We start from the raw sequence: 12,124 nt of genomic DNA, 5'->3' as shown, positions 1-12,124 counted from the left end.
ATTCCACTGCACCCCTTGCCTATGCGAGGGGTGCAGTCGTACGTTCACCTTGCGAGGTCGCGTCCGCGAGCGGACGGGACCGTCCGTGTCCGCGCAGGTGGAACCGAGAGGCGCCCATGTCCGAGACCGATACGGCACAGGCGGCCGTGGCCGGGCTCGTCCCGCGGCTGCGCCGGATCTGCGGCGAGGACGGCGTGCTCACCGACACCGCCCGGCGCCGCACCTACGAGAGCGACGGGCTGACCCACCACCGCGCCCTCCCCGGCGTCGTGGTGCTGCCCACCACCGCCGACCAGGTCGCCGCCGTCGTGCGCCTGTGCGCCGAGAACGGCGTGCCCTTCGTCCCGCGCGGCGCGGGCACCGGCCTGTCCGCGGGCGCCCTCCCCCACGCCGAGGGCGTCCTGCTGGTCACCTCGCGCATGCGCCGTGTCCTGGAGATCGATATCGAGAACGAGTGCGCGGTCGTCGAACCCGGTGTGGCCAACCTGGACGTCACCCGCGCCGCCGCGCCCCACGGCTACTACTACGCGCCCGACCCCTCCAGCCAGCAGGTGTGCTCCGTGGGCGGCAACGTCGCCGAGAACTCCGGCGGCGCCCACTGCCTCAAGTACGGGTTCACCGTCAACCACGTGCGCGGCCTGGACATCGTCACCCCCTCCGGCGAGCAGGTGAGCCTGGGCGGCAAGAACCCCGGCGCGCACGGCTACGACCTCGTCGGGGCCTTCATCGGCTCCGAGGGCACCCTGGGCGTGGCCACCCGGATCACCGTCGGCCTCACCCGGTCGCCGGAACGCACCGTCACCCTGCTGTCGGCGTTCGCCTCGATGGACGCGGGCGGCCGGGCGGTCAGCTCCATCATCTCCGCCGGGGTGCTGCCCTCGGCCGTGGAGATGATGGACGCGCTGGCCATCGAGGCCGCAGAGAGGGCCGTGGCCTGCGACTACCCCGCGGGCGCCGCGGCCGTGCTGGTCGTGGAGTTGGACGGGCCCGCCGCGGAGGTCGAGGCGCAGCTCGCCGAGGTCACCCGGCTGTGCGCGGAGGCGGGAGCCTTCGAGACCCGCACCGCCGACGACGCCGACGAGCGCGCCCGGATCTGGAAGGGCCGCAAGTCGGCCTTCGCCGCCGTCGGCCGGATCAGCCCCGCCTACATCGTCCAGGACGGCGTCGTCCCGCGCACGGCCCTGCCCGAGGTGCTGCGGCGCATCACCGAACTGTCGGCGGCCTCGGGCATCCGCGTCGCCAACGTCTTCCACGCCGGGGACGGCAACCTGCACCCGCTCGTGCTCTTCGACGACGCGGAGCCGGGCGCGGCGGAGCGGGCCGAGGAGGTCTCCGGGGCCATCCTCGACCTGTGCATCGAGCACGGCGGCTCCATCACCGGCGAGCACGGGGTGGGCGTGGACAAGGCGTGCAAGATGCCGCGCATGTACGGCCCCGACGACCTGGCCACCTTCGACCTGTTCCGCCGGGCCCTGGACCCGGACGGGATCGCCAACCCGGACAAGCTGCTGCCCACCCCGCGCCTGTGCGGCGAGCGGCCCGGGGTGCGCACGGGGGTGCACCCGCTGGTGGAGGCGGGCAGGGCCGAGCAGTTCTGAGGCGCGGGCGGACCGCTGGCACGGGGGAGAACGCGTGACACTCGTCGAGGGACCGGACGCACGGGACGGCGTCCAGCGGGAGGGGACCGGCGCCGACGCGGTGGGCGGCCTCGTCCCCGCGCGCGTGGCGCGCCCCGCCGACACCCGGGGTCTGGGCCGGGTCATGGCGTCCGCCGCCCGGCAGGAGCTGACCGTCGTCGCGCGCGGCGGGGGCACGGCTCTGGACTGGGGCGGCGTGCCTCGCGGGTTGGACCTGCTCGTGGACACCGCCGACCTGTCGTGGGTCGAGCACATCGCGGGCGACCTGGTGGTGGAGGTGGGCGCGGGAACCCCCGTGGCCGAACTGTACGACGTGCTGGCCGCCGCCGGGCAGCGGCTGTCGGCGGACCCCGTGCGCACGGGCGGCACTGTGGGCGGGATGGTGGCCACGGGCGTGAGCGGTCCGCGCCGCCTGCTCACCGGGGCGCTGCGCGACCTGGTCATCGGGATGACGGTGGTGCGCGCCGACGGCGTGGTGGCGCGCAGCGGGGGCCGGGTGGTCAAGAACGTGGCCGGGTACGACCTGGCCAAGCTGCACACCGGCGGCCTGGGCACCCTGGGCGTGATCGCCTCGGTGGCCTTCCGCCTGCACCCGCTCCCCCGGGCCCTGCGCGTGCTGACCCTCCCCGCGTCCTCCGCCGAACACGCCGAGCGCCTGCTGAAGGCACTGCGCGGGTGCACGGCGACGCCCGCGGCGGTCGAGCTGGACTGGCCCTCAGCGAGCCTGCGGGTGGTGCTGGAGGGAACCCCGGACGGCGTCGGATCGCGGGCGGCCGAGATCGCCGCGGCCACCGGAACGGAGCCCGAGGTGGCCGACGCCCTGCCCGAGGGCTGGGGCGTGCTGCCCGCCGGGGGCGCGCTCGCCCTGGTGTCGGTGCCGCCCGCCGAGAGCGTGCGGGCCGCGGCGCGGGTGCACGACCTGTCCGGCGCGGACGTCAGCGGCTCGGCCCGGGCGGGCGCGCTGTACGCGTCCTTCCCGCCGGGCACCGGGGCCGCCGAGGTGGCGGCCGTGCTCGACGGCGTGCGTTCGGTGCCCGGCTGGACGATGACCCTGCTGCGCGCGGAACCGCACGTCCACGCCGCCGGTGTGGACCTGTGGGGCGAGGTCGCCGGACTGCCGCTGATGCGGGCGGTCAAGGACTCCCTCGACCCCGGACACCGCCTGGCCCCCGGGCGCTTCGCGGGAGGCATCTGAACACGTGCGCACACCCTGGGAGGGCCCGTGACCGACCCGACGACCGAGGACGAGCGCGACCGGTTGTTCTCCGACCTGCTCAACGACTGCGTCCACTGCGGTTTCTGCCTGCCCACCTGTCCCACGCACGTGCTGTGGGGCCAGGAGATGGACTCGCCGCGCGGGCGGATCCACCTGATGGCGCAGACGCACGACGAGGACGTGCTGACCGAGGCCGCGGTCGGGCACTTCGACAACTGCCTGGGCTGTCTGGCGTGCGTGTCCGCCTGCCCCTCGGGGGTGGCCTACGACGCGCTCATCGACTCCACCCGGCACCGGGTGGAGAGGGAGCACGAGCGGCCCGCGGGCGAGCGGGCGCTGCGCGGGGCGATCTTCGCACTGTTCCCGTACCGGCGCAGACTGGGGCTGCTGCGCGGGCCGCTGCGCGCCTACCAGGCCAGCGGCGTCTCCTCGTTGGTGCGGCGTACGGGGCTGCTGGAGCGGGTCTCCCCCGCCCTGGCCACCATGGAGCGCATCTCGCCGCCGCTGTCGTCTCCCCCTCCCGCCCTGCCGGAGCTGGTGCCCGCGGTGGGGCGGGCGCGCGCACGGGTGGGCATGCTGGTGGGCTGCGTGCAGGGCGCGTTCTTCCCCGAGGTCAACACCGCGACCGCGCGGGTGCTGGCCCTGGAGGGCTGCGACGTGGTCATCCCCCGCGCCCAGGGCTGCTGCGGGGCCCTGTCCGGGCACGCCGGGCGGATGGAGGAGTCGGCCGACCTCGCGCGGAGCCTGATCGAGGTGTTCGAACGCGAGCGGGTGGACCGGATCGTGGTCAACTCGGCCGGGTGCGGGTCCAGCATGAAGCACTTCGACCGCACCCTGGCCGAGGCGGGCGCGGACCGGGCCTGGGTGAGCCGGGGGCGCGCCCAGGCCGAGCGGGTCGCGGACCTCACCGAGTTCCTGGTGGAGCTGGGACCGCGGGCCGAACGCCACCCCCTCCCCCTGCACGTGGCCTACCACGACGCGTGCCACCTCTCCCACGGCCAGGGCGTCACCCGCCCGCCCCGCGCCCTGCTCGCGGGGATTCCGGAGCTGCGGGTGTCCGACCTGCCCAACGGCGAGATCTGCTGCGGCTCGGCGGGGGTGTACAACCTGCTCAAGCCCGAGGCCGCCCGCGAGCTCGGCGACCGCAAGGGGCGGGACGTGGCCTCCACAGGTGCTGACGTCCTGGTGTCGGGGAACCCGGGGTGTTCGCTCCAGATAGCCTCCGCCATGGACCGCGCGGGTTCGCCGGTGGCGGTGACCCACACCGCCCGGGTACTGGACGCCTCCCTGCGGGGGCTGACCGTGGCGCGGTTGCTGGGACGTCGCTGAGCGTTCGGTGGCGGAGGCGGTTGACGGGGGCTCAGCCGTCCTGGAAGCCGAATCCGAACTCCCCCGAACCGGAATCAGCGACGACTTCCACGCTCAACCATCCCGGGAGCGGAATTCAACCCTCCACCGGCTGAGGTCAGCGCGAGCGCACACTCCACGAGCCCGGGCTCAGACCAGGCTCGTCTCGCCCTCGGCCACGATCACGGCCGGTCCGCTCAACCTCGCGCCGTCCGCGTCCAGGAAGACGGTGCACTCGCCCCCCAGGACCCGCACCCTCCAGGTCGCGCCCTCCCCGCGGGGGGTGGCGGCGGCAGCGGCGGCGACGATCCCGGTCCCGCAGGAACGTGTCTCCCCCGAACCGCGCTCGTACACGCGCATCTCCAGCACGCCCGGAGCCACCTCGCGGTACACCTCGACGTTCGCCCCCGCGGGGAAGGCCTCCACGTCCAGCACCGGCAGCTCGCTCAGGTCCACCTCGGCGACCGGCACGGTCACCTCGCAGGCCAGGTGCGGGTTGCCCACGGAGATCTGCTCACCGTGCACCACCTGCCGGGCGAGCTTGGCGGAGGAGGTCCCCTGCATCTCCACACGGCCCATGTCTATGGTGATGCCGCCGTCGGCCTCCACCTGGACCTCCTTGGCCCCGTCGCGGGTGCCCACCTCGAAGCGGTCGCCCTCGACGAGCCCGGCGTGCAGCAGGTAGCGGGCGAAGACCCGCACACCGTTGCCGCACATCTCGGCGATGCTCCCGTCAGCGTTGCGGTAGTCCATGAACCACTCGGAGCGCTCGGCCGTGCGGGCGGCCGGTGCGAGGACCTCGCCGAGGGCGCGCGTGCGCACCACCCGCAGGACGCCGTCCGCGCCGATCCCGGCCCGGCGGTCGCACAGCAGGCGGACGGCCTCCTCCGTGAGGTCGAGCTCCCCGTCGGGGTCGGGGAGGATCACGAAGTCGTTCTCTGTTCCGTGGCCCTTGGCGAATCGCATGCCGACCATCCTAGGCGCGCACGACCACCTCCCCCGTCCCGCTCGCGGTCGGGCCGGGCCCGGGGCTGACTACGCTGGAGGGATGATCAAGGTGATCGCGGTCGTCGGCCCGACCGCTGTGGGCAAGTCGGACCTGGCCGTCGAGGTGGCACTGCGGCTGGAGGAGCGCACGGGACGCCGGGGCGAGGTGATCAACGCCGACTCCATGCAGCTCTACCGCGGCATGGACATCGGCACCGCCAAGCTCAGCGAGGCCGAGAGACGCGGGGTGCCCCACCACCTGCTCGACGTGTGGGAGGTCAGTGAGCCCGCGGACGTGGCCAGCTACCAGGACATGGCCCGCGACCGCGTCGAGCAGTGCGCCGACCGCGACGTCATTCCGGTCCTGGTCGGCGGTTCGGGCCTGTACGTGCGCGCGGTCCTGGACCACCTGAACTTCCCCGGCACAGACCCCGCGGTCCGCTCTCGCCTGGAGGCGGAGCTCGGCGACGTCGGCCCGGGCGTCCTGCACGCCCGACTGGCCGAGGCCGACCCCGCGGCGGCCCGCGCCATCCTGCCGGGCAACGGGCGGCGGATCGTGCGCGCCCTGGAGGTCATCGAGCTGACCGGGGAGCCGTTCACCGCGAACCTGCCCGACCACACCTCCTTCTACCCGTGCACGCAGATCGGCCTGACGGCTCCGCGCACCGAGCTGGACGAGCGCATCGGCACCCGCGTGGACCGCATGTGGGAGCAGGGCCTGCTGGAGGAGGTCCGCGAGCTGGACAAGCTCGGGCTGCGCGAGGGCCGGACCGCCTCGCGCGCGCTCGGTTACGCGCAGGCGCTCGCCCAGCTGGACGGCGAACTGTCCGAGGAGGAGGCCAAGGCGGACACCGCCCAGGCCACCCGCCGGTTCGCCCGCCGCCAGGAGTCGTGGTTCCGGCGCGACCCGCGGGTGCGCTGGCTCCCCCACGACTCCCCCGACCTCGTGGAACGCGCTCTGGCCCAGGTGGAGCGGGCGCTGTCGGGGACCTCGGACGAGCCGGGCGAGGCCCTGGTGGACGTGTCGACCTGGGTGCCCCACTCCGCGCGGTGACCCCGCGGCGGGTCCGCGTCCACCGCACACCCGCCCGAACGTGACGGCCGGGCCCGCCGAGGGCCCGGCCGTCGGTCCTGTACGACCCGCTTCCGCCCTCCCTCCCGAAAACCCTTGCCCCCGCCTCCCCGGTGGCCTACCTTGACTGTGTGACCAGTTTTGAAATCTGGTCACACGGTCAGGGGAAGGGGGTGGGGATATGGTCATCGGCGTCAACACGCGTGGTCAGCAGCACCTCGCATGCCCTCGACTCGCAGGAGTACACCGTGGCCCCATCCACACCCCCGACCGCCAGCGAGCGCGAACTGCGCGCCGACCGCATCCTGGACGCGGCGGAGGAGCTGATGGTCGCCTGGGGACACCGCAAGATCACCATCGAGGACGTCGCCCGGCGGGCCAAGATCGGCAAGGGGACCGTCTACCTGCACTTCTCCACCAAGGAGGCGCTCCTCCTCACGGTGGTCATGCGGGCGCAGCTCGGCGTGCTGCGCCGGATCCTGGACTCCATGCGGGCCTCACCGGAGAACGTCCGGCCCAGCGAGGTCGCGCGCGCCCTCTACCTCTTCCACCTGGACTCTCCGACCATCCGCGCGCTGTTCTCCAACGGAACCGAGTCCCTGGGCAACCTCTCCCGCGACGCGGCCGCCCTGGTCGGCGACACCGTCCGGGAGCGGCAGAGGGCCCTGCGGTCCTACTGGGACATCCTGCGCGAGCACGGCCTGCTCAGCGGAGACCGCTCACCCGACGAGCAGCTGTACGCCTACAACTCCCTGGTCATGGGCCACCTGGTCACGCCCCCGGTACTGGAGAGCCAGGGCATGCACGTGCCCGACCACCGCACGCGCGCCGAACTCATGGCCAGGAGCATCCGTCTGCTCCTGGAACAGGCCGCCTCCCCGGAGGACACCCGTCGGGCCCGGGACAGGGCCCTGGCGCTCTTCTCCGCGCTGGACGAGCGCCTGCACTCGGAGGTCACCCGGCAGAAACAGACGACACGCTCCACCTGAGCCCCGAGGAGGGCCCATGACAGCCGCGACCCCGTCCGACGAACTGATCGACCTGCGCTCCCCCGAGTTCACCGCCGACCCCCTCTCCGTGATCGACCGGGTCCGGGCCGCGGGCGGCTCGGCGCCGGCCCTGTTCGTGGACACCCAGAAGGCCGTCCTCTTCGTCGACGACGAGGACGTGCGGACCATCCTCAGCGACCGGCGCTTCGTGCTGGACCCCGCGAACGTGCCGGGGGACCGGGCCTCCACCACCCGCTCCGACGCGCTCAGGGGGCTGGGCATCCGCCCCGACCTGATCACCTACCTGACCGAGTCCCTCCTGGACAAGGACGGCGGCGACCACACCCGGCTGCGCAAACTGGTCTCGCGCGCCTTCACCGTGCGCCGGGTCAACGAGCTGCGGCCCTCGGTCCAGCGCATCACCGACGACCTGCTCGCGCGGCTGCCCGACCTCGCCGACGGGGACGGGGTCGTGGACCTCATGCCGCACTTCTCCTATCCGCTGCCGATCGCGGTCATCTGCGACCTGGTCGGCGTTCCGGAGGAGGACCGCGGGACCTGGCGGGCGTGGAGTGACCAGCTGTCCCGGTTCGACCCCACCAGCCCCGAGCTGATGAACGACGCACTCGGCGAGATGATCGGCCACATCGAGGGGATGCTGGCCGAGCGCCGGGCCCGGCCGAGCGAGGACCTGCTCGGCGCCCTGGTCAGGGCGCGCGACGAGGACGGCGGGCGCATGAGCGAGAGCGAGCTGATCACCCTGGTGTTCACCCTCGTCATCGCGGGGCACGAGACCACCGCGCACCTGTTGGGCAACGGGGTGCGGGCCCTGCTCGACCACCCGGCCCAGTGGGAGACGCTGCGGCACGACCCCGGGCTGCTGCCCTCCGCCGTGCACGAGATGCTCCGCTACGGGGGCACCGCCGTGGTCTCCAAGGCGCGGTACGCGGCCGAGGACGTCGAACTCAGGTGCGGCCGTCTGGCCGCGGGCGAGCGGGCGATCGCGGTCCTGGCGGGCGCCAACCGCGACCCGAGGGTCCACCCGGACCCGCACCGGTTCGACATCACCCGCCACCGGGGCAGGCCCGGCGAGGAGCACGTGGGGTTCGGCCACGGCATCCACTACTGCCTGGGTGCGGCCCTGGCCCGCCAGGAGGGCGAGGTCGCGGTCGGGTCCCTGCTGGCCGCCCACCCCGGCCTGTCCCCGGCCCCCGGCCGCGAGCCCCTGTCCGGGCGGGTGCCGGGCGCGATGCGGTTGGACAGCCTGCCCGTCCGGCTCTGAGGTCCCGGCCCGCACGCACGCTCCGCGCGGCTCCCGCCGGAGCGAAGGCGGAACGGCCGTCGGCCCGGCCGCGCGGACGGCAGCGGCCCCCGGCGCCGATGCGCCGGGGGCCGCTGTGTGCTCTCGGGGTCAGATCTCGCAGCAGCCGCCCGCCGGGGCGGGCTCCTCGGCAGGAACGCCGATCCGGGGCATGCCCAGGAGCACCTGCGGCTTGCTCTCCTGGACCGGTCGGCCGTTGCGGGCAGCCCAGGCGTCGCCCGCGCGGGTGCGCCGCAGGGCGCGCACGCCGGAGTCTGCCACCAGGTGGTGCGGGGCGGCGTAGGTGACCTCCACGGTCACCGTGTCGCCGGGGCGGGGGTCGTCGCCGTCACCGACCGCGAAGTGCACGAGGCGGTTGTCGGGGGCGCGGCCGGACAGGCGGCGGTGCTCGCCGTCCTTCCTGCCCTCGCCCTCGGCGACCAGCAGCTCGACCTCGCGGCCGACCAGCTTCTGGTTCTCCTCCCAGGAGATCTGGTCCTGGAGGTCGACCAGGCGCTGGTAGCGGTCCTTGACCACCTCCGGCGGGACCTGGTCCTCCATGGTCGCGGCCGGGGTCCCGGGGCGCTTGGAGTACTGGAAGGTGAACGCCATCGAGAACCGCGCCTCGCGGACCACGTGCAGCGTCTCCTGGAAGTCCTCCTCGGTCTCGCCGGGGAAGCCCACGATGATGTCGGTGGTGATCGCGGCGTGCGGCATGGCGGCGCGCACCTTCTCCACGATGCCGAGGAAGCGCTCCTGGCGGTAGGAGCGGCGCATGGCCTTGAGGACCCGGCTCGACCCCGACTGCAGCGGCATGTGCAGCTGCGGCATGACGTTGGGGGTCTCGGCCATGGCCTCGATGACGTCGTCGGTGAAGTCGCGCGGGTGCGGGGAGGTGAAGCGCACCCGCTCCAGCCCCTCGATCCCGCCGCAGGCGCGCAGCAGCTTGGAGAAGGCCTGCCGGTCGCCGAAGCCGCTGCCGTAGGCGTTGACGTTCTGGCCGAGCAGGGTGATCTCGCTGACGCCCTCGTCGACCAGAGCGCGCACCTCGGCGAGCACGTCGCCGGGGCGGCGGTCCTGCTCCTTGCCGCGCAGTGCGGGCACGATGCAGAAGGTGCAGGTGTTGTTGCAGCCCACGGAGACCGACACCCACGCCGCGTACGCGGACTCGCGGCGGCTGGGCAGTGTGGAGGGGAAGTGCTCCAGGGACTCGGCGATCTCCACCTGCGCCTCCCGCTGGACGCGGGAGCGCTCCAGCAGGGCGGGCAGGGAGCCGATGTTGTGGGTGCCGAACACGACGTCGACCCAGGGCGCGCGGCGCACGATCTCGCCGCGGTCCTTCTGCGCCAGGCAGCCCCCGACGGCGATCTGCATCCCCGGGTTGGCGTCCTTGACCGGGCGCAGGTGCCCGAGGTTGCCGTACAGGCGGTTGTCGGCGTTCTCCCGGACCGCACAGGTGTTGAAGACGACGATGTCTGCGGTGGTGTCCTCGGCTGCGCGCGCGTACCCAGCGTCCTCCAGCAGACCGGAGAGGCGCTCGGAGTCGTGGACGTTCATCTGGCAGCCGTAGGTCCGCACTTGGTAGGTACGACTCTGGCTCACGGGACCAGGCTATCCGGTGCCGTGGACCGCGCGGAGACCCCGGGAGGAACCGGCTTCCCCCGTCCGGGGCCTTCCCCGGGGTCCCGCGGCGGACGGGGAGGCGGAGCGCGTCCGGAAGTGGCCGATGTGAGACGCTGGAGAACGGAACCGCGACACGGAGCGACAAACGGTCATCTAACCGTCCAAACCCATAACAGTTTCGCCGATCACGCCGTAACAAGTCTGCTACTCCGCAGACGGACGGCGATTTCGTGATGACACGGCAACATGGACCCATTAGGTTCCCCAACATGACCTCAACTCCTCTCGTCGTGCTGGAGAACGTCAACAAGCACTTCGGCGACCTGCACGTGCTCCGCGACATCGATCTGACGGTTAACTCCGGCGAGGTGGTAGTCGTCATCGGGCCGTCCGGTTCCGGCAAGTCGACGCTGTGCCGCACGATCAACCGCCTGGAGACGATCGACGCCGGCACCATCACGCTGGACGGACAGCCGCTGCCCGCGGAGGGCCGCGGCCTGGCCCGGCTCCGCAGCGACGTGGGCATGGTCTTCCAGTCGTTCAACCTGTTCGCCCACAAGACCGTGCTCCAGAACGTGACCCTGGGCCCCACCAAGGTCCTGCGCATGAACAAGGCCGAGGCCGACGCCCGGGGCATGGAACTGCTGGAGCGCGTCCGGATCGGCAACCAGGCCGACAAGTACCCGGCGCAGCTCTCCGGGGGTCAGCAGCAGCGCGTGGCGATCGCCCGCGCCCTGGCGATGAACCCCAAGGTGATCCTCTTCGACGAGCCGACCTCGGCCCTGGACCCGGAGATGGTCCAGGAGGTCCTCGACGTCATGACCGACCTCGCCTCCGAGGGCATGACGATGGTCGTGGTCACCCACGAGATGGGCTTCGCGCGCCGCGCGGCCAACCGGGTCGTCTTCATGGCCGACGGACAGATCGTCGAGGAGAACACCCCCGACGAGTTCTTCACCAACCCCCGGTCCGAGCGCGCCCAGGACTTCCTGTCCAAGATCCTGACCCACTAGGTTTCCCCGCGTTCTTCGCACGAAGCAAGGAAGAGGTACCCCACATGCGAGTCCGTCGCATCAGCACCATCCTGGGCGGCACCGCGGCCCTGGCCTTCGCCCTCAGCGCCTGTGGCACCGCCGACGTCGGCGGCGGCAGCGGTGGCGAAGGCGGCGGCGAGGGTGGCGGCGACACCATCACCATCGGCGTCAAGTACGACCAGCCCGGCCTGGGCCTGCTGGACGGCGACGCCCCCGTCGGCTTCGACGTGGACGTGGCCACCTACATCGCCGGCGAGCTGGGCTACGAGCCCGAGCAGATCGAGTGGACCGAGGCCGCCTCCGCCAACCGCGAGTCCTTCCTCCAGCAGGGCACCGTCGACATGGTGATCGCCACCTACTCGATCACCGACGAGCGCCGCCAGGTCGTCGACTTCGCCGGACCGTACTACGTGGCCCAGCAGGACATCCTGGTCCAGGCCGACAACGAGGACATCCAGGGCCCCGACGACCTGGCGGGCAAGGTCCTGTGCTCGGCCTCCGGCTCCCGCTCCGCCAACAACATCGTCGACGACATGGGCATCGACGCCGAGCTGCGCGAGGCGGGCAACTACTCCGAGTGCCTGTCCCTGCTGGGCAACGGCACCGTCGACGCGGTGACCACCGACAACACCATCCTCGCGGGCTTCGCCGCGCAGGACCCGGGCACCTACCGCGTGGTCAACAACCCCTTCGGTGAGGAGCGCTACGGCGTGGGCCTGCCCGCCGGCTCCACGGAGCGGTGCGAGGAGGTCAACGCCGCCGTCCAGAAGATGTGGGACGAGGGCTACGCGGTCGAGGCCCTGGAGACGGCCTTCGGCGAGACCGACTTCGCCTACGAGGAGGCCGCTCCCGAGGTCGACGCCTGCCAGTAGGTTCCCCTTCCCCGACCGTGCGCCCCGCGGCGGGGCCGTCCCCGGCC

General features: G+C 72.8%; 10 protein-coding genes. 8 read left to right on the top strand and 2 right to left on the bottom strand.

Annotated features, from left to right (window positions below; translation table 11 throughout):
- Positions 1-116 precede the first annotated feature (116 nt).
- The 3 genes from AC0VX6_RS07240 to AC0VX6_RS07230 are packed head-to-tail and all read left to right on the top strand — an operon-like array spanning position 117 to position 4,182.
- Complete coding sequence (locus AC0VX6_RS07240; protein ID WP_274976750.1) at positions 117-1,598, top strand: FAD-linked oxidase C-terminal domain-containing protein; 1,482 nt, start codon at positions 117-119, stop codon at positions 1,596-1,598.
- A 34-nt stretch (positions 1,599-1,632) separates the two neighbouring features.
- Entirely contained in the window at positions 1,633-2,832 is a 1,200-nt protein-coding gene (locus AC0VX6_RS07235; protein WP_274976749.1) for an FAD-binding oxidoreductase, read from the top strand.
- Positions 2,833-2,859: 27 nt separating this feature from the next.
- Positions 2,860-4,182 (top strand): (Fe-S)-binding protein, encoded by a 1,323-nt coding sequence (locus AC0VX6_RS07230; protein ID WP_274976748.1) that lies wholly within the window; start codon positions 2,860-2,862, stop codon positions 4,180-4,182.
- Between the two features lie 168 nt (positions 4,183-4,350).
- On the opposite strand, the gene dapF is transcribed toward AC0VX6_RS07230, so the two are convergent.
- Positions 4,351-5,175 carry a diaminopimelate epimerase gene (gene dapF / locus AC0VX6_RS07225; protein ID WP_274976747.1) on the bottom strand — a complete coding sequence of 275 codons (825 nt, stop codon included), beginning with the start codon at positions 5,173-5,175 and terminating at the stop codon, positions 4,351-4,353.
- Between the two features lie 73 nt (positions 5,176-5,248).
- Between dapF and miaA the strand changes: the two genes are divergently transcribed.
- The 3 genes from miaA to AC0VX6_RS07210 all read left to right on the top strand — a co-directional run bounded on the left by miaA (position 5,249) and on the right by AC0VX6_RS07210 (position 8,530).
- On the top strand, positions 5,249-6,241 hold the full coding sequence (miaA, locus tag AC0VX6_RS07220; RefSeq protein ID WP_274976746.1) for a tRNA (adenosine(37)-N6)-dimethylallyltransferase MiaA: 993 nt from the start codon (positions 5,249-5,251) through the stop codon (positions 6,239-6,241).
- A gap of 221 nt (positions 6,242-6,462) precedes the next feature.
- Positions 6,463-7,248: a TetR/AcrR family transcriptional regulator gene (locus tag AC0VX6_RS07215; protein ID WP_475467887.1), complete on the top strand. Its 786-nt coding sequence runs from the start codon at positions 6,463-6,465 to the stop codon at positions 7,246-7,248.
- Positions 7,249-7,264: 16 nt separating this feature from the next.
- Complete coding sequence (locus AC0VX6_RS07210; RefSeq protein WP_475467886.1) at positions 7,265-8,530, top strand: cytochrome P450 family protein; 1,266 nt, start codon at positions 7,265-7,267, stop codon at positions 8,528-8,530.
- A 129-nt stretch (positions 8,531-8,659) separates the two neighbouring features.
- On the opposite strand, the gene miaB is transcribed toward AC0VX6_RS07210, so the two are convergent.
- Complete coding sequence (miaB, locus tag AC0VX6_RS07205; RefSeq protein ID WP_274978073.1) at positions 8,660-10,126, bottom strand: tRNA (N6-isopentenyl adenosine(37)-C2)-methylthiotransferase MiaB; 1,467 nt, start codon at positions 10,124-10,126, stop codon at positions 8,660-8,662.
- A gap of 314 nt (positions 10,127-10,440) precedes the next feature.
- Between miaB and AC0VX6_RS07200 the strand changes: the two genes are divergently transcribed.
- Positions 10,441-11,184, top strand: a complete 744-nt coding sequence (locus tag AC0VX6_RS07200; protein WP_274976743.1) for an amino acid ABC transporter ATP-binding protein — start codon at positions 10,441-10,443, stop codon at positions 11,182-11,184.
- Positions 11,185-11,228: 44 nt separating this feature from the next.
- Positions 11,229-12,077: a glutamate ABC transporter substrate-binding protein gene (locus tag AC0VX6_RS07195; RefSeq protein ID WP_274976742.1), complete on the top strand. Its 849-nt coding sequence runs from the start codon at positions 11,229-11,231 to the stop codon at positions 12,075-12,077.
- Positions 12,078-12,124 lie beyond the last annotated feature (47 nt).

This window comes from Nocardiopsis sp. iso_25 (assembly GCF_056173305.1).
This window is presented reverse-complemented; position numbering and strand designations above follow the sequence as displayed.